The sequence below is a fragment of the Yoonia sediminilitoris genome (assembly GCF_003058085.1).
GTDB lineage: Bacteria > Pseudomonadota > Alphaproteobacteria > Rhodobacterales > Rhodobacteraceae > Yoonia > Yoonia sediminilitoris.
The window spans coordinates 30,406-51,080 of the sequence record NZ_QBUD01000006.1 but is presented as its reverse complement, the minus strand read 5'-3'; the positions used below and the strand labels follow the sequence as shown (position 1 = coordinate 51,080).

At 58.4% G+C, this 20,675-nt stretch carries 20 protein-coding genes and 1 riboswitch; of the genes, 9 read left to right on the top strand and 11 right to left on the bottom strand.

Annotation, left to right across the window (positions count from 1 at the left end; all coding sequences use genetic code 11):
• Positions 1-10 precede the first annotated feature (10 nt).
• From argB to C8N45_RS12580, 4 genes are all read left to right on the top strand, one after another.
• Positions 11-865 carry an acetylglutamate kinase gene (gene argB, locus C8N45_RS12595; RefSeq protein WP_245882654.1) on the top strand — a complete coding sequence of 285 codons (855 nt, stop codon included), beginning with the start codon at positions 11-13 and terminating at the stop codon, positions 863-865.
• 69 nt (positions 866-934) lie between these two features.
• On the top strand, positions 935-1,252 hold the full coding sequence (locus tag C8N45_RS12590; protein ID WP_108386614.1) for a hypothetical protein: 318 nt from the start codon (positions 935-937) through the stop codon (positions 1,250-1,252).
• The gene (locus C8N45_RS12585) at positions 1,249-1,890 is read left to right on the top strand and encodes a ferredoxin (protein WP_108386613.1); all 642 of its coding nucleotides are present in this window, start codon (positions 1,249-1,251) and stop codon (positions 1,888-1,890) included. The genes C8N45_RS12590 and C8N45_RS12585 overlap by 4 nt, the downstream gene beginning before the upstream one ends.
• Positions 1,887-2,390, top strand: a complete 504-nt coding sequence (locus C8N45_RS12580) for a SixA phosphatase family protein (RefSeq protein ID WP_108386612.1) — start codon at positions 1,887-1,889, stop codon at positions 2,388-2,390. The genes C8N45_RS12585 and C8N45_RS12580 overlap by 4 nt, the downstream gene beginning before the upstream one ends.
• Before the next feature lie 93 nt (positions 2,391-2,483).
• Here C8N45_RS12580 and cobO read toward each other — a convergent pair whose 3' ends face one another.
• The 5 genes from cobO to C8N45_RS12555 all read right to left on the bottom strand — a co-directional run bounded on the left by cobO (position 2,484) and on the right by C8N45_RS12555 (position 9,255).
• Complete coding sequence (cobO, locus tag C8N45_RS12575) at positions 2,484-3,092, bottom strand: cob(I)yrinic acid a,c-diamide adenosyltransferase (protein WP_108386611.1); 609 nt, start codon at positions 3,090-3,092, stop codon at positions 2,484-2,486.
• Positions 3,093-3,233: 141 nt separating this feature from the next.
• Positions 3,234-6,923 (bottom strand): cobaltochelatase subunit CobN, encoded by a 3,690-nt coding sequence (gene cobN, locus C8N45_RS12570; RefSeq protein WP_108386610.1) that lies wholly within the window; start codon positions 6,921-6,923, stop codon positions 3,234-3,236.
• 91 nt (positions 6,924-7,014) lie between these two features.
• Positions 7,015-7,464 (bottom strand): GNAT family N-acetyltransferase, encoded by a 450-nt coding sequence (locus C8N45_RS12565; protein WP_108386609.1) that lies wholly within the window; start codon positions 7,462-7,464, stop codon positions 7,015-7,017.
• Between the two features lie 8 nt (positions 7,465-7,472).
• A complete protein-coding gene (cobW, locus tag C8N45_RS12560; protein ID WP_108386608.1) occupies positions 7,473-8,534 on the bottom strand; it encodes a cobalamin biosynthesis protein CobW in 1,062 nt (353 codons plus the stop codon).
• A gap of 79 nt (positions 8,535-8,613) precedes the next feature.
• The gene (locus C8N45_RS12555; protein WP_108386607.1) at positions 8,614-9,255 is read right to left on the bottom strand and encodes a HupE/UreJ family protein; all 642 of its coding nucleotides are present in this window, start codon (positions 9,253-9,255) and stop codon (positions 8,614-8,616) included.
• Between the two features lie 106 nt (positions 9,256-9,361).
• Positions 9,362-9,576: riboswitch (cobalamin riboswitch) on the bottom strand.
• A gap of 163 nt (positions 9,577-9,739) precedes the next feature.
• Here C8N45_RS12555 and C8N45_RS12550 point away from each other — a divergent pair.
• Complete coding sequence (locus C8N45_RS12550; protein WP_108386606.1) at positions 9,740-10,087, top strand: hypothetical protein; 348 nt, start codon at positions 9,740-9,742, stop codon at positions 10,085-10,087.
• A 33-nt stretch (positions 10,088-10,120) separates the two neighbouring features.
• On the opposite strand, the gene C8N45_RS12545 is transcribed toward C8N45_RS12550, so the two are convergent.
• Both C8N45_RS12545 and C8N45_RS12540 read right to left on the bottom strand, forming a co-directional pair.
• Positions 10,121-10,396 carry a hypothetical protein gene (locus C8N45_RS12545; RefSeq protein WP_108386605.1) on the bottom strand — a complete coding sequence of 92 codons (276 nt, stop codon included), beginning with the start codon at positions 10,394-10,396 and terminating at the stop codon, positions 10,121-10,123.
• 223 nt (positions 10,397-10,619) lie between these two features.
• On the bottom strand, positions 10,620-11,582 hold the full coding sequence (locus C8N45_RS12540) for an IS1595 family transposase (protein WP_108386764.1): 963 nt from the start codon (positions 11,580-11,582) through the stop codon (positions 10,620-10,622).
• Positions 11,583-11,682: 100 nt separating this feature from the next.
• Here C8N45_RS12540 and C8N45_RS23640 point away from each other — a divergent pair, with 100 nt between their 5' ends.
• From C8N45_RS23640 to C8N45_RS12520, 4 genes are all read left to right on the top strand, one after another.
• Positions 11,683-11,922 (top strand): DUF6471 domain-containing protein, encoded by a 240-nt coding sequence (locus tag C8N45_RS23640; RefSeq protein ID WP_108386604.1) that lies wholly within the window; start codon positions 11,683-11,685, stop codon positions 11,920-11,922.
• Positions 11,923-11,938: 16 nt separating this feature from the next.
• A complete protein-coding gene (locus C8N45_RS12530; protein ID WP_108386603.1) occupies positions 11,939-12,850 on the top strand; it encodes an LAPAL motif-containing putative phage structural protein in 912 nt (303 codons plus the stop codon).
• 173 nt (positions 12,851-13,023) lie between these two features.
• Positions 13,024-16,479 carry a chromosome segregation protein SMC gene (gene smc / locus C8N45_RS12525; RefSeq protein ID WP_108386602.1) on the top strand — a complete coding sequence of 1,152 codons (3,456 nt, stop codon included), beginning with the start codon at positions 13,024-13,026 and terminating at the stop codon, positions 16,477-16,479.
• Between the two features lie 147 nt (positions 16,480-16,626).
• A complete protein-coding gene (locus C8N45_RS12520; protein WP_108386601.1) occupies positions 16,627-16,971 on the top strand; it encodes a hypothetical protein in 345 nt (114 codons plus the stop codon).
• A gap of 217 nt (positions 16,972-17,188) precedes the next feature.
• Here C8N45_RS12520 and C8N45_RS12515 read toward each other — a convergent pair whose 3' ends face one another.
• Genes C8N45_RS12515 through C8N45_RS12500 form a run of 4 tightly spaced genes read right to left on the bottom strand, consistent with a single transcriptional unit; the run spans position 17,189 to position 20,612 of the window.
• Entirely contained in the window at positions 17,189-18,358 is a 1,170-nt protein-coding gene (locus C8N45_RS12515; protein WP_108386600.1) for a lytic murein transglycosylase, read from the bottom strand.
• 54 nt (positions 18,359-18,412) lie between these two features.
• Entirely contained in the window at positions 18,413-19,309 is an 897-nt protein-coding gene (cbiB, locus tag C8N45_RS12510) for an adenosylcobinamide-phosphate synthase CbiB (protein ID WP_245882653.1), read from the bottom strand.
• Positions 19,306-20,241: a threonine-phosphate decarboxylase gene (locus C8N45_RS12505; RefSeq protein ID WP_108386599.1), complete on the bottom strand. Its 936-nt coding sequence runs from the start codon at positions 20,239-20,241 to the stop codon at positions 19,306-19,308. The genes cbiB and C8N45_RS12505 overlap by 4 nt, the downstream gene beginning before the upstream one ends.
• Positions 20,238-20,612 carry a DUF1636 family protein gene (locus C8N45_RS12500; RefSeq protein ID WP_108386598.1) on the bottom strand — a complete coding sequence of 125 codons (375 nt, stop codon included), beginning with the start codon at positions 20,610-20,612 and terminating at the stop codon, positions 20,238-20,240. The genes C8N45_RS12505 and C8N45_RS12500 overlap by 4 nt, the downstream gene beginning before the upstream one ends.
• Positions 20,613-20,675: the final 63 nt, after the last annotated feature.

Genomic DNA, 20,675 nt, shown 5'->3' with positions numbered 1-20,675 from the left:
GACCCAAGATATGAACCGTGACTGGATCGCAACCGCAAGAACGCTTTCCGAGGCGCTTCCTTATTTGCAGCGCTATTCTGGGGCAATCGTGGTAGTGAAGTTCGGCGGGAATGCCATGGGGGACGCCACTGCGATGGCGGAATTTGCCCGCGACATCGTGTTGATGAAGCAGGTCGGCATGAACCCGGTGGTCGTGCATGGTGGCGGGCCCATGATCAACGAAATGCTGGACAAGCTGGGGATCAAATCCGAATTCATCCGGGGCAAGCGGGTCACTGACAAAAATACCGTCGAAGTGGTGGAAATGGTCCTTACCGGGCTGGTCAACAAACGCATCGTGCAGGCGATCATGGATGAAGGCGGTCGCGCCGTTGGGTTGTCTGGCAAAGACGATGACCTGATGGTGGCCGAAGCGGACGGCCCGGAACTGGGGTTTGTAGGCAAGCCGGTCGAGATGAATGTGCAGGTGCTGCGCGATTTGTTCAGTGCGGGCATCATTCCCGTTGTGGCGCCCGTGGCGACGGGCATGGACATGCTTGAGACATTCAACGTCAATGGGGATACGGCCGCCGGGGCCATCGCGGGCGCGCTGCGGGCTGACCGGCTTTTGCTGCTGACGGATGTGCCGGGCGTCAAAGACGCCAGCGGCGAAGTGGTGACACAACTGTCGCCAGATCAGGTGCGCGCCATGATCGCGGATGGATCAATCGCGGGCGGGATGATCCCCAAGACCGAAACAGCGCTTGAGGCACTGGAAAAGGGCGTGCGGGCCGTCGTGATTCTGGATGGGCGTCTGCCAAACGCCAGCCTGCTTGAACTTTTCACCGAACATGGTGCGGGATCGATCATCCGCGAACCGCGCTGATTTTATGACATTTCATAATTTGCTGCGCATGTTATCGTTTGCTGACGTCTCGCAAAGGAAAAGCGCATCATGCGTATCTTGCCAACGGCTGCCGCCCTGTGCCTGTCTGCCACCGCCGGTTTCGCCATTGATGATTGCCTGCTTGGCACATGGCAGGTTGATACGGACAGTTTTGCGGGCGGGGCAGGGGCGTGGGCGGTTGAGACAGCGACATATGATCTTGTCGGGTCGGCTGGCGTGATGGGGCAGACCATTGACAGCCCCTTTCCTTCGGACACAGGCATGTTTGGTGGTGGCAGCGGCATCTACCAGTGCAGTAGCAACGCAGTTATCGTTGGCAGTGATGGCCCGACCCCACGTATACCGCCACGCTGGACGCATTTATGAAGAAAACCACTACTGAATTGGACGACAGTCTTGGTGACATCGGCCTGCGAAATCTGGGTAGCTTTGCTGTAACGCCCACCGATGGTCTGCCCGCGGAAACAGGCAGCTTGCTGCTGATCGGGCCGGACGAGCCCAATTTCTGGGTCTCTTTCTGCCAAAGCTCTGAATACGCAGGTGGCGGGCCGGATGCGCTGGATCGTTGGTCAAGAAGGCATCTGGACCGGATTGCCAGCGAATATCAGGGGCACGCGCTTTACCCGTTTGGCGGGCCGCCCTATCAGCCATTCCACACATGGGCCTTGCGGACCGGGCAGTTCTGGGCCTCGCCCATCGGGTTTCTGGTTCATGCGCAAGTGGGCTTGTTTGTGTCTTTTCGCGGGGCCCTACTGGTGCAGGCAGAGATGCCGGCAGCCCGCGGCACCAAACCCTGCGACAGCTGTTCCGACATGCCGTGCCTGTCTGCCTGCCCGGTTGACGCATTTGCTGATGGGTATGACGTCGCGGCCTGCAAGTCGCACCTGCGGGTGCCAGAAAACAGCTGCATGACAGCGGGCTGCCTTGCCCGGCATGCCTGCCCGGTCGGCAAAGGGCGACGCCTGCCGGAACAAGCCGCCTTCCACATGAAAGCCTTTCTATGACAAAGCGTCTGATACTTATCCGGCATGCAAAATCAAGCTGGGACGACATTGATGCGGACGACCACGCGCGGGTCTTGAACGATCGCGGGGTGAAATCTGCAACGGCTATCGGTGACTGGATGGCAGGTCAGGGTTTGTGCCCTGATCTGGTATTATGTTCAGATTCCGCCCGGACGCTGGAAACTGCAAAGCTGGCCCTTGCGCAACTGTCACATGCGCCGGAATTGCTTTTGGATCCAAACCTCTATCATGCGGCACCCGGTACGCTGCTTGATCTGCTCAGAAAGCAAACGGTGCAGACTGTTGGGTTGATTGGACATAACCCGGGGATTGGCATTGCGGCAAACCTGTTGGTCGCAACACCACCGGATCATGACCGATTCCCGGCCTATCCGACCGGCGCTGTGACCGTCATTGACTTTGACATCAATGACTGGGCCCAATTGCATTGGGGAACCGGGACCTGTGCGGCATTCATTGTACCCCGCGACCTGATTTGAATCAGGGGCCAGGGTTCGGCTGCCCTTGGGCTCTGACCCTACAGATTCAGAGCACATCACGCCTGCCGCACGACGGGCCTTTCGCGTGACGTTTTAATATTCAACCCCAATCTGCGCCTTGATTCCCGATCGGAAGGGATGCTTGACCAGTTCCATTTCCGTGACCAAATCGGCCAGTTCAATCAGGTCCTCGTGCGCATTTCGCCCGGTCAGGACCACATGGGTCATGTGAGGCTTGTGGTCACGCAGGAATGTGACGACATCGGCAATATCAACATAGCCATATCGCAAGGCAATGTTGATTTCGTCCAGCAGCACCATGTGGTTGCTTTCGTCCAAAATCAGTTCCTTGGCCTTGGCCCAGGCGGCTTGCGCCATTTCGGTATCGCGGGATTTGTCCTGTGTTTCCCAGGTAAAGCCTTCGCCCATGGTGTGGAATGCGCAGATGTCGGTGAACTTCGACAGGATCAGATCCCGCTCGCCTGTGGACATGCCGCCCTTGATGAACTGGACCACGGCACATTTCATGTCATGGGCAATGCAACGAAAGATCATGCCAAAGGCGGCAGATGATTTGCCTTTACCTTTGCCCGTATGTACGATGATCAGTCCCTTCTGGTCGGTCTTTGTCGCCATGATCTTGTCGCGGGCGGCCTTTTTCTTGGCCATTTTCATTGCGTGGCGGTCGGTATCTTCGGTCATCGGGGGCTCCTTTGCGGTGTAAGCGTAACGGGGGGCGATCAATTGGCCTATGGTACAACAGCCAAAGGTGGCCAGATCGCCATTTTTGTCAGTTCCGGGCCGACCTTTGAAGGGGCGTAAGATGGGTCATGACCCATCCTTCTACAGCAGCCCCGCGATGCGGGCACGGGCCGAGTTTGATTTGGGCTGCCACAGATTGCGGTCAATGGCTTCTTGCAGGCGCTGGGCGATCTCTTTCAGGGCTGGGGCGTTTGCATCAGCGATGAAGTCGCGGGTTGTGTCGTCTTGGATAAAGGCCTCTTCGACCAGATCGAAATGATGATTCCTGACGGTCCCTGTCGTGGCAGCAAAGGCAAAGAGGTAATCGACAGTGGCCACGATCTCAAACGCGCCCTTGTAGCCATGACGCTTGACTCCATCGATCCACTTGGGGTTCACGACGCGGCTGCGCACAACGCGACCGATCTCGTCTTCCAAGGTGCGAATGACAGGGCGTTCCGGACGGGAATGGTCATTGTGATAGATCGGCCGGTCGCGGCCCTGCAATGTGCTTACGGCAGCCGCCGCACCGCCCTCGAACTGATAATAGTCGTCGCTGTCAAGAATATCATGCTCGCGATTGTCCTGATTCTGGACGAGGGCCTCGGCCTGTGACAGCCGTGTTTCAAACGCAGTCCTGTCCTGACGTCCGGCGGCACCGGCCCCATAGGCATAGCTGCCCCATTCAAGATAGGCGTCGGCAAAGTCGGATTTGTCGGTCCAGATACGTTCATCAATCAGTGCTTGCAGGCCAGCACCGTAGGCACCGGGTTTGGACCCAAAGACGCGCGTTGCATTTTCACCTTGCCGGGTGCGGGCTGCCGCAGGGTTCAGATCGGCGGGTTCATCCAGCGATTGCACAGCGCGCGCAGCACTGTCCACCAGATCGATGAGTTGCGGAAATGCATCCCGGAAAAAGCCCGAGATGCGCAAGGTCACATCCACCCGAGGGCGACCGAGAACCGATTGTGGCAGCACTTCAAAGCCGGTGACCCGCCTGTTGGCGGCATCCCACTTTGGCTTGACCCCCATCAGGGCCAGTGCCTGGGCAATGTCATCGCCGCCGGTGCGCATATTTGCTGTGCCCCACGCCGTGACAAGCATTGTGCGTGGCCAATCGCCATGGTCCTGAAGATGTTTTTCAATCAAAAGATTTGCTGACTTCCATCCAAGAGCCCAAGCTGTTGGAGTGGGGACGGCCCGGCTGTCCACGCTAAAGAAGTTTCGTCCCGTTGGCAGCACATCGAGCCGCCCGCGGGTCGGTGCGCCGGACGGGCCGGGGGCGACGAAGTGTCCTTTGAGGGCGCTGAGGAGCCCCGCCCCCTCAAGCTGCCCGCAGGCTTTGATCCTTTGCAGAATGTCGCTGTTGATGGCGTCAAGGACGGGTTGTGTCGCTCGTGGGGCAAACCCCACATGGCCCCACCCCCCATCCCGCAGGAGTTGCTGGCAAAGATTTTCGAGTTTTTCCACTGTGTCGCCATTTGTGCGCCAGGTCGTGCCATCGTCCAGCAAAGGCGGTTTTTCAGCAGCAATGCCTGCAAGGTCGCAATCAAGGGGATCAAAGCCAAGTCCAAGATCATGGGCCAATGCCCTAAGCAACGACGCATTGCCCGCTTTGCCGTCGCCGCGTGGGACACGCGCAAGTGCGATGGCCAGATCGATCTCTTGCCGCCCTTCTGGCGACTGTCCAAAGATATGCAGCCCGTCGCGGATTTGCGCCTCTTTCAACTCGCACAAATACGCATCGAGCTTGCCAAGGTCGCTTTCGCCGTCCCCCGTAAAGCCCGCATCCTTTGCCAACCCTGTTACGTCGGACAAAGACAGGATTTCGCGCCGTAAATGGTCGATCCTGCGCGGATCTACCCCGGCGGCCTCGTAATATTCATCAACCAGCGCCTCAAGATCGCGCAGGGGACCGTAGCTTTCAGCCCGTGTCAGTGGTGGCGTCAGGTGGTCGATGATGACCGCAGCGGTGCGCCGCTTGGCCTGCGTGCCTTCGCCCGGATCATTGACGATGAAAGGGTAGATGTGTGGTGTGGGGCCAAAGACGGCCTCTGGCCAGCAATCTTGCGACAGGGCCACCGCCTTTCCCGGCAGCCATTCGAGGTTCCCGTGTTTGCCCATGTGCACAACTGCATTGGCCCCCCAATGGTGGCGCAGCCAGAAATAGAAGGCCAGATAGTTGTGCGGCGGCACAAGGTCAGGCGAATGGTAGGTATCGGTCGGGTCGATGTTATAGCCGCGTGCTGGTTGCAGCCCGACAACCGCATTGCCAAAACGGTGGATCGACAGCGCAAACCCCGCGCTTTGCGTATCTGTCGCGGGCCGGACGAACGGATCATCCGCCGGTGCGCCCCAGCGCGACGTGATCTGTTCTTTGATCGTCCATGGTAGTGCCGCGAAATACGACTGGTAGAGGTCGAGGGTCAGAAATTCCCCGCCTTCCTTGTCCGCGCGATCGGTCAGCCAATTGGTCGGTCCTGTCATCAATTGGTCCATCAGGGCGCGGCTATCATCGGGCGGCGTCACCGCATAACCCTGTGATTGCAGCAGGTTGAGCACATGCACCGTGGCCGCGGGCGTATCAAGCCCGACTCCGTTGGCAAGACGCCCGTCTTTGTTGGGATAATTGGCGAGAATCAGTGCGACCTTCTTATCGGCTGGGCGCGTCTGGCGTAGTTGCGCCCAGCCTTTCGCCAGTTGGCTGACAAAGTCGATTCTGTCCCCTTGCGCCTGATATGTCGCAATCGGGCATTCTGTCGCCTCGTCAAAGAACGCTTCGCCCTTGAAGCTGACCGCACGCGACAGGATGCGCCCGTCCACTTCGGGCAGGGCCACGTTCATGGCGATATCGCGCCCGGTCAGCCCGTGCAGGCCGTCGGCCCACGTGCTTTCGGTGCTGCCGGACAGGATCACCTGAAAGATAGGCGCATTGTTGGCGAGCAGGGGATTGAGCGGACTGTTGTCACCATCATGCGCAGAGCCGACGGCAAAAGCGGTGCAATTCAAGATCACATCGGGTGGCACTGCGGTAAAAAGACTGTTCAGCGTAGCCGTGCTGACCGGATCCTTGAGGCTGGCCACGAATATGGGTAGCGGATTCAGCCCCGCCCGGCTGAGGCTGCGCGTGAGCCGGTTAATCGGGTTCAACCCGCCCCCTTGCACCAAGGCCCTGTAAAAGATGATGGGCACGATGGGTGCGCCATTGGTCCATGCTGCCCGGGCCGTGTCCAGCCCTGCCAGTCCGGCACCGGGCCAATAGACACCGGCCCGCAGCAGTGGCGCAGGCCCAAGCGGTTTATCGCTGCCGTCAAGCATCGCCTTGGCATAGCGCAGCAGGTTGGTGCTGTTTTCCGGCCCGCCTTCGACGAAATAGGACCAGAGATTGTCGTAGTCTTCTGCCGCAACGGTCGAGAGGTCGCGCAATTCCTGATCAGGCTTGTCGTCACCGGGCAGGGCGGCAAAAGGGATACCTGCTTCGAACAGGCGCGCGGCATATTGCGTCAGCCCGTATTTCCAGTAGCCCGCGCCGCCAAGGATGCGTGCAATCACCAGTCGCGATTTTGTGGCGCAATCGTCCAGATGCAGATCAACCGACATCGGGTGCGTCAGATGCATCATGTTGGCCAGACGCAGGCCGGGGGGCGCGTCCATTTGCGCGCGTGCTTCTGACAGGGCGGCAAGTTCGGTATCCGCAGCCGAGATGATCACAACATCTGCAGGGGTCTGTCCCAGATCAACCGGCTCTGTCCCGTCAGAGATAGCGCCGGGGGTGGCCGCAAGCAGATGCATCAGATGTGTCCTTGCAAGATCAAGCTAAGCACGCAGGCAAAGAAAGAAGATTGGTGCCTATCAAAGTCGCCCACGCTGACAGTGAGGGCTTTCACAGTTTCAATTCCATGAAGAGCGATGACTTCACATCCAGATACTGCCCAAAGGTGCCGCATTCCACAAAACCATGGCGCGCATACAGCCTGTGGGCCGCATGCAAGACATCGCCCGTTTCCAGTTTGACGACCGGCAGCCCTTCTGCGCGGGCCTGATCGATGATCTGGCGCAGGATGGCGTCGGCGATGCCCTTGCCGCGCGCGGCCTCGGAGACGAACATTGATTTGACTTCGCCGTAGTGGGGAGTGATGCGCAATGCCCCGGTGCCGAGGATGTCATCGCCGATCCGGCCGGTATAGAAGTGGATATCAGGGGCAACCAGATCGTCAATTTCCAGATAGAAATTATCCTCTGGCGGAAACAGCGCCTGCATCAGGGCGTGGCTTTGCTTGAGCAAAGCCTTGGCTTGCGGGTGATGCGGGTCGCTGCGTTCGACGATAATCATGGCGGGTTTCAGGCTTGGAGGGCGGCGGTGATGGCTGTCTGATCAAGGCCGGCTTCGCCAATGACAACCAGCCGGGTTTCGCGCGGTGCGTCGCCAAAGGGCTGATCGAAATAGGTATCGACCCGTGGCCCGACCGCCTGCAATGTTTGGCGCATTGGCTTGCCTGTGACCGCCACAAATCCCTTGAGGCGCAGGATATTGTGGCTGCGGATCACCTCAGCCACTTGACCTGCAAATGCGGTTGCATCGGTAATTTCGCCGCGGCTGACAATGAAACTCTCGAACTCGTCATGGCCGTGTTCATGGGCGTGATCGTGGTCATCTTCGTCATCATCGTGATGATGGTGGTGATGGATTTCGTGGCGGGCGGCCAGATCGTCCTCTGCGCCGATTCCCTGCCCCAGCAACACATCAACGGGCAGGGCACCCATGGAGGCCTTGACCACCTGCACGCCCGCGCGGCTTTGGGATTGCAAACGGGACGTCAACGCGTCGGCCTCGGGTGGGTCCAGCAGGTCTGTCTTGTTGACGACGATCATATCGGCGCAGGCAATCTGATCTTCGAATAATTCGGAAAGCGGCGTGTCATGGTCAAGGTTGTCGTCCTGCGCGCGCTGGGCATCTACTGCCGCGACGTTATGGGCAAACTGGCCGTCGTGGACGGCGCGGCCATCCACAACGGTCACGACCCCATCAACGGTGACGCGGGTGGAGATGCCCGGCCAGTTGAAAGCGCGCACCAGCGGTTGCGGCAGGGCGAGACCGGAGGTTTCGATCACGATATGGTCGGGCTTGTCCGTGCGGTTGAGCAGTTTTTCCATCGTCGGGATGAAATCATCAGCCACCGTGCAGCAGATACAGCCGTTGGACAGTTCCACAACATCGTCGGGCGTGCAGACGTCATCGCCACAGCCCTTGAGGATGTCGCCGTCCACCCCGAGATCGCCAAATTCATTGATAATCAGAGCGATTTTCTTGCCATTCGCGTTTTGCAGCATGTGGCGGATCAGTGTGGTTTTTCCGGCCCCAAGAAAGCCTGTGACCACAGTGGCGGGGATTTTGGCGGGCATTTGGTGTTTCCTGACAGGGTAGACAAAGCCAAATGACGGCCCCCGCAGGGGACCGCCACAAGGTCGATTTGCGAGCGTCTTAGGCTGCGATCAACGCGACCAGCGGGCCTTCGACGATTTCGAGGGCAAGGAACAGGCCGACGCCTGCAACCATCGCTCCGCCTAGGCGTGCGTTCATCGCCCGTGCATCGGATGCGCCCAGTTTCCGGATCGCCCAGCCAGCGCCGACGGCGATCAGATACTGGATCGCACCCAGCCCGATCAGGTAGCCAAGCAGAACCGCGCCGCCGATGCCGCCTTCCTGGCCTGCGATGGAAGCCCCAAAGGCCGACCCGTGAAACAGACCAAAGCCTGCAAAGACCAGCATCGCAACCGGCGTTGACAGCGCCTTGCCGGACAGCACAATGCCCCCTACCACGATCAGTGACAGCACAATCATGGTTTCAGCGATGGGCATGGCGATGCCCGCATACATCAGGGCGCAACCCGCCAGCATCGCGCCAATATAGGCGGCAGGCGTTGCCAGACGGTTGGCGGTGAAGAGTGCGGCGATACCCATGGCGACCACAAAGAACAGGTGGTCAAACCCGAGCACAGGGTGGCCCACACCGGACGCAAGCCCATGGGTAAAGGTCTCCATCGGCAGGCCGCCCAGCGGGTGGTGTGCAAGAGCGGGTGTCGCGGCCAAAATCAAGCCCGCTGTTGTCAAAATCTTTTTCATGTCTGTCCCCTTTAGGATCGTGAATAAAGGGGGGATTTCATGGAGTGGCCACCTGTCCGGCGACCTTACCCCCACGGAACACCCCGTCCGTTGTTGTCGTCCGAAGCAACTGCTCCGGTGCATGGCTGGTCTCCTGGCTTGCGGGTCGATGCACCTTGCTGCCTTCCCGGTTGCCCAGTGGCTCTTTAGCAAGGCACTCTCCGCATACAGTCGCGGGGGCGGCTGTGGCGTGTGGTCTCCTGTACGGATCGACCATTCCACATTCCCATTTGATCCCCTGGCGCTTGGCGCTGTCGGGGAACCGTGCGCTTATGTTGTGCGCCCTTGGAAGGGCAGGCGTCAAGGTGGAAACCGACATTTACAGGGTTGATGGCGGCGCAGGTTGACAGATCAGATGCCTCCGGCGGGGATATTTTCGGCCTTATGTATCAAATGCACCAACTTTTGTGAATCCCCCAGTGGGGGAATGCGATAAGCTGCCCCCATGCAGGACAGGACAATCAACAACGCGCTATTGGCGCTGGCAAAGCAGGGCGGACCACAAGGCAAGGTGGCAGAAGGCTTACTGCTAATGCGTGGCGTTGAATGGTCGGGGATCGCCCATAATGCGCCACTAAAGCGGGGTATGGCCAAGCGGATCGTGATGGACGGTCTCAGGATCGGTCCGCAAAGCACGTGGCAGCTTTCGCACCTTGTCATGGACCACAGGCCAGAGATATCGCTCAGAGCGGCCAGAAATCGCGCGTATCAGGCGCTTTTGAGGCTAGAGGACAATGGCAAGGTTGTGCGCGAGGGTGGGCCGGATGGGTGTTTGTGGAAGCTGGCCCAGTAAGAGGCCAGCCCCGAGTCATTTTGTCGCCTTACTTTAGGCTGCTTCAATTGCTTTCTTGAGGGCAGCATCATTAATCAGGAGATTGTGCCATGCGGCGACCTTACACTCACACACCATTAGAGAATCCTCTTTCCGGAGAGTGGTGCGAAGCCGGTCACGAAGCTGCATTGCAGTCCCCGAGTACTCAACCCACCATACTGTTTCGAGAACGCGGCCATATGTTGCCGCGATCTTCGGAATCAGATCATCCATCTGCTTGTGAGACGGATTCGGCCCGTTGAGGTCGTAAGAAATAAGAAAGCTTGCCATAGGATAAATCTCCTTTTTTGGCGTTACGGTAACGCCATCTGGAGACTTGACGATGCGACTCCCCCATGCGAAAAGATGGAGTGATCACACAAACTAGCCCCCAAATGGCTGGTTCGAAACAGAGGCGGCAGGTGTAGTGACCTGACCGCCTCAATTTTTTGTTTACCATATCCATAATCGCGTCGTCTAGTATCGTTCACAAATGTTCTCACAACATCTGTCACTATGCTGCCCGCTGCCAGTAACCCTTCCAGTTACGGCTTACGGGCGCGTCCATGGCATTAGACACAACGATATGCGCCAGTGTGCCGTTGTCGGTGCGGCGGTTGTCTTCCAACCATGCAGAGTGGTTTGCATACTGGTGCAGGTACTTGGGGCTAACACCGTGGTGCTGGCCTTCGATCATGTTGCGCAGGCGGCTAAAGAAGCTTTCCACCATGTTGGTGTGCTTGCCGTGGTCGCTGTAAATATCGGAGTGGTTCACGCGGTCAACGTGCCATCCCATGTGCAATTCATCCCAGTGACTTGCTTCATCCGCTGACATGGTGGACATGCGCGAGACGTTCTCGTTCGCCAGCGCGACACCTTCGGCCTCAGACTGGCCCACGAATGGCAGGGTACGTCCCTCACGCTCACGCATGGCAATTACAACGCGGCGCTTGCCTGTCTGGTGACGCTTCAAGCGACGGTCCTTGCGGTCCTTCTTGGCGTTCTCAGGGCGGATGTGACCGCCAAAGTATGCACCATCAATCTCAACGTGACCTTCAAGAACTTCGCCCGTGTGGACCTCTGTCGCCATCGCCTCACGGATTTTGTGGGCCAGAACAAAAGCCGTTTTGTACTGGCAGTCCAGATCACGGGAAAGCTGAACCATGCTCACGCCCTTGGAAGCGTTCACAAGAATGCAGATCGCCGCCAGCAGGTCCACAAAGTCCATTTTGCGGCTGGCAAAGATTGTGCCGCTGGTCACGCTGAACTGGTGGTGGCACGCCTTACACTTGAACTTGCGGCGCGTGGTGATCTTGTAGGCTTCATCAAAGCCGCAGCATGGGCATACGGCTTCACCGCCTGTCTCAGGCCAGCGCATCTGACAGAACGTCTCATAGGCCGCATCCTCACCAGCCTTGTAAATCGAACGCAAAGAAAGCGTCCGAGATGCTGCTGAAAGGAGGAAGTGTTGGGCCATTGTATCCATATCCGATGATGTTGTGCATCATATATGGATACTTGTATCGGCAATTACAAGGGTGTATGTCATTAAATACGATGATATTTTGAGGTGATAAATGACGCTGCGTAAGTCAGACCCTGTAAATGTTGAGTTTGAGGCTAAGGCAAAAAACCTGCTTAAGGGTGAGTTAAAGAGGCGGGGTGTAACATATGCACAACTGGCCGCACTACTTTCTGAAAAGGGAGTTCAGGAAAATGAGCGGAACCTAAACAATAAGATCAGTAGGGGTGGATTTTCAGCCGCGTTTATGATTCTATGTTTAGAGTCAATAGGTTGCTTAGAAATCCGCTTATAGGAAAAGGCGCACATGAATGGCGAAGATTACAACCACGGATCGCGACCCTGGCAAGCCAGAAGATGCGGACTTCGCTGTCATTGTGGACTTCAAAAAGGGCGAGGAATCGCCAACTAGAGTGTTCACAGCCGCCACTGAACTAATTCGATCTTTTGAGGCTTTGGACCGGATACTTGCTAAATCGGTAGATTCCAGCATCACACCTGTAATGGTCCTAGAAGACGTCGAAATTGGTAGCTTGAAAGTCTGGCTAAAGAACGCACTCAGATCAACAGATGACCAAGCCCTAAAGGACCTCGATTGGCGACCTGCCGTTGGGAAGTATTTAGTTCGCGCCAAATACGTTGTATTGCGGTGGGTAGATCAGGACGATGCGCCTAGAAGTCTTCAAGAACTGAGAAAAGAGATACGCGATCTAGCGGCTGAAACAGATGTACGGCGATTGCCAGACTACGCGCCACCTGACCCGTCTGGGCTAGTGGAAATCGCGAAGCAGCTTCAAGATGCAAAGAAAATGCTTGGCCCTAACGACAGAATTTTCTTTGAGGGAGATGAAGGTCGCGTCGAGGTTGATCTGACTGTGGATATTAACCCAGAAGAATTGGCAGAACTGGCGACGAAAGAAACAATCAAGATGCCGCCTGCGGAAATGATACTTGCTGTTAAAAAGCCTGACTACCTTGGAAATTCCAAATGGGAACTTCGTCACGGGAAGAGGTCCATTTCTGTGCGCATGGAGGACAGCGAGTTCGTTGATTCTTTCCAAAGCAGAAAACAAGATGTAAGGCCCGGAGACGCACTTCGCTGCATGGTGGCGGTTGAAATGCGCTATGGCTATGACAATGAACTTATTTCAGAAACCTATGCGGTTGAATCCGTAAAGGAGGTTCTGGAAGACTTGAACGACCAAGATGATTTGTTCGACTGAACTTGGTGCATTTGATACATAAGGCCGGATATTTTCGGCCATAAGAAGCGGAGAACCGCAATATCTTGGGGATAAGTCGCTACTTTTGACCAGATGCTGCGGGGCTGCGTTGACAGTGGTGCCGCAGATGGGTCAACTTTTCCTACCTCGTGGAATCAGAAGGCGGAATACCGTTGCGGTTTAGTAAGCTCAGGTTGAATGGCTTCAAAAGCTTTGTTGACCCCACCGATTTGATTATCGCGGATGGGCTGACAGGTGTTGTCGGTCCCAATGGTTGCGGCAAGTCCAATCTGTTGGAGGCCTTGCGCTGGGTCATGGGGGAAAACCGCCCCAAGGCGATGCGCGGCGGTGGCATGGAGGATGTCATTTTCGCCGGGGCCTCGACCCGGCCTGCGAGGAATTTCGCAGAAGTTTCGTTGATCATCGATAATAGCGAACGTCTTGCGCCTGCCAGCTTCAACGATTCCGACCAGCTTGAGATTGTGCGCCGGATCACCCGTGACGCAGGCTCTGCCTATAAGGTAGGCGTCAAGGATGTCCGCGCCCGAGATGTGCAGATGCTGTTTGCCGATGCCTCGACCGGGGCCCATTCGCCGGCACTTGTCCGGCAGGGCCAGATTTCGGAACTGATCAACGCCAAACCCAAGGCCCGTCGTCGGATTCTGGAAGAGGCTGCAGGTATCTCGGGCCTTTATCAGCGGCGCCACGAAGCCGAACTGAAGCTGAAAGGTGCGGAAACAAACCTGACCCGTGTCGACGACGTGATCGAGCAGTTGGCTACGCAACTGGGGCAGTTGGCCCGGCAGGCCCGACAGGCGGCCCGATACCGCGATATCGGTGAAAAGCTGCGCAAAGCGGAAGGTATGCTGCTGTACCGCCGCTGGAAGGAAGCGGATGAAGCTCTGTTTGCCGCGACAGAACAGCTGCGTGCCCGCACCACAGCCGCAGCGCAAGCCGAAAAAACAGCCCGCGAGACATCGAAAAGCCGGCAGACCGCCGAGGACGCCTTGCCTGCGTTGCGTGAAGAGGAAGCGATTGCTGCCGCTGTCTTGCAGCGGCTGCAGGTCCAGCGTGATACGCTGAAGGATCAGGAGGAACGTGCGCTCGAGATGATCGAGACCTTGCGCGCCCGGATTGACCAGTTGGGCCGCGATATGGACCGTGAAAGCGGGTTGAACAAGGATGCTGGCGAAACCATTGAGCGGCTTGAATGGGAAGCGCGCGAGATTGCCAAGGCAGGTCAGGGCCACGAGGAACGTCTGGAAGAAGCCCATGCAGCCGCCCGCGAAGCCGCAGGCATTCTGCAACAGCGTGAAGCTGACTCAGCCCAGTTGACGGAGGATGTTGCCCGCCTGGCCGCGCGCCACCAATCGGCGCAGCGTCTGTTGGATGATAACCGGACCACTCTTGAGAAGAGTGAAGCCGAAGCCGCCCGCGCCAAAGACGCCATGGCACAAGCACAGACCGCCCTTGCTACGGCCGAAGCCGATTTTGCTGCGGCCAGTGAGGCAGAAGCACAGGCTGTCGCCGCCGCAGAGGCCGCCGAGGATGCGCTGACCGAAGCAGAGGCAGCCCGCGCCGATACACAGGCCCGCGAAAGTGACGCGCGCGGCTTGCGCTCCGAGGCGGAAGGCGAGGCAAACGCGCTGCGTGCCGAGGTCAATGCATTGGCCAAAATGGTCGAGCGTGACACCGCCGAGGGTGGGCAGGTCCTTGATCTGTTGGGGGTCGATAGCGGCTACGAGAAAGCGCTGGGCGCGGCCTTGGCCGATGATTTGCGCGCGCCTGCCGTGGGGGGCGATGCGCCGTCGGGCTGGGCTTTGCTGCCTGCCTATTCTGCCGCGCAACCCTTGCCCGATAATGTCACCGTGCTGACGGACCATGTCACCGTGCCCGACGTGCTGGCGCGCCGCATGTCGCAAGTTGGTCTGGTCGAACAGGCCGACGGCCCCCGCCTGCAAGCCGATCTGAAGCCCGGCCAGCGGCTTGTGTCATTGCAAGGCGATTTGTGGCGCTGGGACGGTTTCCGCGCCGGTGCCGAAGATGCACCATCGGCGGCGGCGCTGCGCTTGCAGCAACTGAACCGCTTGTCGGAGCTACGGGGCGATCTGGAAACCGCGACCGCCAAAGCCGAGGCCGCAGCCGAGGCCCATGAGGGGCTGACGGATCTGTTGAAAGATCTGACCGAAGCCGACCATGCCGCCCGTGTGGCTCGCCGCAATGCTGACCGCGAAGTGGGCGAGGCAAACCGCGCCGCCAGCCGCGCCGAGGCCGACCGCAACCTGAGCCAAGGCAAGCTGGAAAGCTTTGGCCTTGCGATGAAACGTCACGAAGAGGAAGCGATTGCGGCGCGCAGGGCGTTGGCAGAGGCGGAAAAAGCCGCCCGTGATCTGGGTGATCTGGATGCCGCCCGCGCCTCTGTCGAAGATGTCAAAATGACTGTAGAGGCGGCGCGCATCACGATGATGTCCCGCCGCTCTGCCCATGACGAGGTGCGTCGCGAAGGTGAAGCGCGCCTCAAGCGCAGTCAGGAAATCACGAAGGAAATCTCTGGCTGGAAGCACCGCCTTGAGACAGCAAACAAGCGCACGGCGGAACTGGCCGAACGCAAAGCCGCGTCCGAGGCTGAACTGGCCGAAGCCACCGAAGCGCCGGAGCTGATTGCTGCCAAACGGTCGGAACTGGCCGACGCGATTGATGAAGCGGAAGAGCGGCGCAGACAGTCTGCCGACGTTCTGGCCGAAGCCGAAACCGTGCTGCGCGATATCAGCCATCACGAGCGAGACGCAGAACGGCTGGCGTCAGAGGCCCGCGAGGCCCGCGCACGGTCCGAAGCTCGCGCAGATGCAGCCCGCGAAACCGTCGCCTATGCAGCACAGCGTATTGTTGAGGCACAGGATGTGACGCCGGACAAGCTGTTGGAAACACTGGATGTTGCGGTCGATGACATGCCCGCATCTGATGTGGTCGAAGGGCAGGTCAATGCGCTGAAACGCCAGCGTGACGCGTTGGGCGCCGTCAACCTGCGCGCCGAAGAAGACGCCAAGGAAGTGCAGGTCGAACATGACGCGCTGGTGTCCGAAAAGACAGACCTTGAAGCGGCCATTGCGGCTTTGCGCTCTGGCATTGCCAGTCTGAACAAGGAAGGTCGCGAGCGGTTGCTGACAGCGTTTGAGCAGGTGAACGAAAATTTCGGACTGCTCTTTACCCATCTGTTCGGCGGCGGTGAGGCCAAGCTGGTCTTGGTGGAATCCGATGATCCGCTTGAGGCGGGGCTGGAAATCATGTGCCAACCGCCGGGCAAGAAACTCAGCACCCTGTCGCTGCTGTCAGGGGGCGAACAGACGCTGACGGCGCTGGCGCTGATATTTGCGGTGTTCCTTGCCAACCCCGCCCCGATTTGTGTGCTGGATGAGGTCGACGCGCCCTTGGACGACGCCAACGTCACCCGTTTCTGCGACCTGCTGGACGAAATGACCCGCCGCACCGACACACGTTTCCTGATCATCACGCACCACGCTGTCACGATGAGCAGGATGGATCGTCTGTTCGGCGTGACAATGGGCGAACAGGGCGTGTCGCAACTGGTGTCCGTCGATCTGAAAAAGGCGTCAGCGATGGTGGCTTAGCCGCACCAAGGCTACACCGCCACGACAAGAGACGCTGTGGCGGCGACTCCATCTTAATTCCGCGCCAATGAGGTCTTTGTGCAAATGTCTGCTTGCAGCCCGGAGCGGTCCCATCTCATAGGCGATGTCACTTCTTCCGGAGAAAGCATGACGATTATCCGGCAACAGGCAAAGGATGACCATCGTGCGGTCAAAGCTACAATCGGAAAAAATGTGATCCGAAAATTACATCACGGCGTACAAGTCTATGTTAACCAAATGGGAGAAGGCAAGATGAAACTTATCACAATTTCCGCTGTGACCGCCGTCGCGTTGTGTACCGCTGCATTCGCGGACGGGCATACTCAGAAAGACAAGGCTCAAAATATGAGAGACGCATTGCAATCTGGGGATAATGCAAGCGTTCCAGCAAAAAATTTCACGGGCGGTTGGGGTAACATTGCCGGACCAGCAAATGATAAGGGCAAGAAGAACGTCGCGGAGAAAGATTGACGTTTGAAGGCACTATTCTGAGGGGGCCAAGCGCCCCCTTTTTAATCAACAAGCTGACTTGAGCATACAAGTCCGCGCCATTTTCCGTTAAAGATTTATATATCGCAGTGACCTTTCTGAGTGGTCTCGAATGGATAAAACCTGCGTCAGCATCCGGCTGCTTTGTCCTGCAGAGCAGACAAACGAGATGTGCAGGAGCTAGGCAATCATCGGGAAATCAAAGCGCATTCAGCAACTGGACAGTTGGCCATGCGTCGGCGGGCAATCCCAACCTGATCTGTACAGCCTGCACGGCTTCGCGTGTCTTTGCCCCAAGAATTCCGTCGATCCCTCCGACGTCATATCCAAGTGTTGTCAGCTTTTGTTGCAACTGCTGCATCTGTGGCCCGCTAAGCGGGGCGGACGGGTTGCCTGCGTTATAGACAGGCGCGCCTTGCAGCCTTGTGCCGAAATAGGCGGCGGTGGTGACGTAGACAAAGCTTTTGTTCCAGTCGAAATAGACCTCAAAATTCGGATAGGCGATAAATGCAGGCCCGTTGCGCCCCATTGGCAGCAAGATGGAAGCGGGCAGGTTCGCAGGGCCCAGCGACCCTTGACGTGCCTGCACGCCACGTGCGGCCCAGTCGGACACGCGCGCCTTGTGGTTCAGTCCGGTTTGCGACCAGTCCAATCCGGCGGGCACGATGATTTCCTGGAGCCATGGTTCATTCGGGCGCCATCCAAGCGACGACAGTACATTGGCCCCTGTCATCAGCGCGTCTGCGGATGAGGTCTTGAGGTTCACCACACCGTCGCCATCGCCGTCCAGTCCCTTTTCGACGATCTCGCGGGGCAATTTCTGCAACTGCCCGATTTCTCCGGCCCACGCACCCGTTGTACTTGCCGGGTCCATCCCGCCGCGCCGATAAAGCTCAATCGCCGCGATCAGTTGCGGGCGGAACAGGTCGGGCCTGCGGCAATCATGCGCCAGCGTCAGCAGCGCGTTGCGGGTGTTGAAGCTGCCCTGGACTTGGCCATAGTCGGTTTCAAACGCCCAGAAGGCCAGAAGCACGCCGCGCGGGATGCCAAAGCGCCGCTCGATCTCGCGAAAGGTTGCATCGTTGCGCTGTCCGTAGATGCGCCCGTTATCAATCCGGTTCTGGCTGATCAGGGCGCGGGAAAAACTGATGAAATCCTTTTGAAATACCCCCTGAGCGCGGTCTGCTTTCAACACGCCTTGATCAATTTGCGCGCCTTGGAAAAATGCATCTATCGTGGCGGCGGGAATGCCTTTGGACTGCGCCTCGGCCTTGATGCCTGCGATAAAGGCGGGCACCGGACCGCCGCAAGTCTGGGCGGACGCAGCGCCGGTGAGCAATGAAAAAGCAAGGGCAGTGACAAGGCGCATGACGATACTCCGTTCGGTTCACGCAACCCTAGCAGGCGTTTGCAAGGGCGCAAACTACAGCAGCGCAATTGCGCCAAAGCCCAGTAGCGCCAGCGCCCATGTGCGCCACAGCACTTGCACGGCTTGGTCAATATGGTCAGGCTCAAGGGTGCGCTCACCTTCATCATTCACAAAGGGATAGTCCATGATCTGTCCCGCATAGCAGCGCGGTCCACTCAGGGCGACATTCAGACCGTGGGCCATCGCAGCCTCGGGCCAGCCTGCATTGGGGGACCGATGCAGGGGCGCTTCGGCAATAATGGCGCGGGCATCGGGCCGGTTTGTGACGAGCCAGATCAGTAGGGCCGTCAGCCGTGCGGGAATCAGGTTCAACAGATCATCCAGCCGTGCGGCCGCCCAGCCAAAGGCCTTGTGGCGGGGGGTTTTGTAGCCAATCATGCTGTCGGCAGTGTTTGTGATCTTGTAGATCAGCAATCCGGGCAGCCCCGCGACGGCAAACCAGAAGATCGGGGCAATAACGCCATCGGACATATTCTCGGCCGCGCTTTCGATCGCTGCGCGCGCCACAGCAGGGGCATCTTGGTCGCGGGTGTCGCGCCCAACGATCATGGCCACGGCGCGCCTGCCATCACCCAGTGACAGGCGCAAGGCATCACTCACGGCCTGAACATGTTGCACAAGCGATTTCTGGGCCAGCAGAATGGCGAGGATCACGATGTCGACAATTTGCCCGGGCAGCATGTGCAGGACCCAGCCTGATGCACCTGCAAGGGCACATAGGACCAACATTGCCAACACACCAGACAGCCGCCGGTGTTGGCCGCTGTTATAATGCCGGTCAAACCAGCCAACGAGCTGGCCCATCAGGATCGCCGGGTGCGGCAGACGCGACCAAAGCCAGCGTGGCTCACCCAAAACCGCATCCAGCAACATGCCAAGGATCAGTGTCAAAGGGCACTTTCCAGTTGCGCCCAGCGGCCATGGCCGGGCAGGCCAAGACGCAGCCAGTCACCGGCATAAGGGAATATGCGTGACCAGACGTGGCTTTTGGCCAGATGGGCCTGGGCTGCGGCGGCATCCTGCACCTTGTAGAGCCTGAACAGGGTCGTGCCGCCGACGAGTTCTGCGCCTTTGCTGGTCATCAGATTATCAAGGCGTGCGGAATCGGTGGACAGGCGGGCGCGGGTTTCATCGGCCCACTGCGGGTCAGCCAGTGCCTCGGCACCGATGGCAATCGCTGGTCCGGACACCTGCCAGGGGCCGATGATCTCTGCCAGTTGCGCAATAAGATCAGGGTCGCCAATGGCAAACCCCAGCCGCAGTCCGGCAAACCCCCAGAACTTGCCGAAACTCTTCAGGATGATCGTGCCGGGACGGTCAGCCAGATGGATGAGGGATCCGGCAGGATCAACATCGGCAAAGCTTTCGTCGATGATGGTATAGGGGGCGGTCAGTTGATCCGCGTGCCAAAGGTATCCGTCGGGATTGTTGGGGTGCACCGCAACAAGCACGTGGCTTGGGTCTTGACCCAAGTCCCAGCCAGCCGCCTGAAAGGCCGCGCCATGCTCATTATAGGTCGGACCCGAGATGCTGACTTCGCCCTTGGGAAGTATGCGCGGCAGGGCTGCAATAATGGGAGAAGCGCCACTCGCGCCCAGAATAGCGGCCCTCTGGGGGACCTGCCAAAACCCGCGTGCCAGCCCATAAAGCCTGTCAAACGCGGCAGCGTCAGGCAGCGCCGTCCACGCATCGGCAGGCAGGCGTGGCATTGGGTAGGGCATGGGATTAATTCCCGTGGAAAGGTCCAGCCAGTCCGCGCGCGTTCCCCCATATCTGGCAATCGCCGCATCCAGCCCGCCACCGTGATCGCGTTTCAGGTTCATGAATCGTCCGGCAGTGGTGGGTGGCGCGTCACAAAATGGCCTTTGATCGCTTGGGGCCATTCGCGAAAAGGCATCCGACCTGTGTCACTTTCGGCATGGGCTAAGGCATAGGCCACAATGCCTTCGGCGGCCTCATGCGAGGGGACAAAAGCCCCTAAAGTGTAGTTCAGCTTGCCTTTTCCCTGAATGGCGACGTTGCAGGCATTCTTGCATCCCATCAGGCAAGACACGCGGCGGGTGCGGACGGCGACCTGCCCTGCGGCCGCAGTTTCGATCAATTCCGCAAAAGACTCACCATCGGTCTTGGCCGTATCGCGACCTTCCCAACCGTCCAATTTGCATGTGTCGCACGTCGTGATCCATGTCGTCATTTCTATTCGCCCATTCTGCGTGCGGTCTTTCAAGCGGATTCCAGCCGGAATCACAAGGTTTGC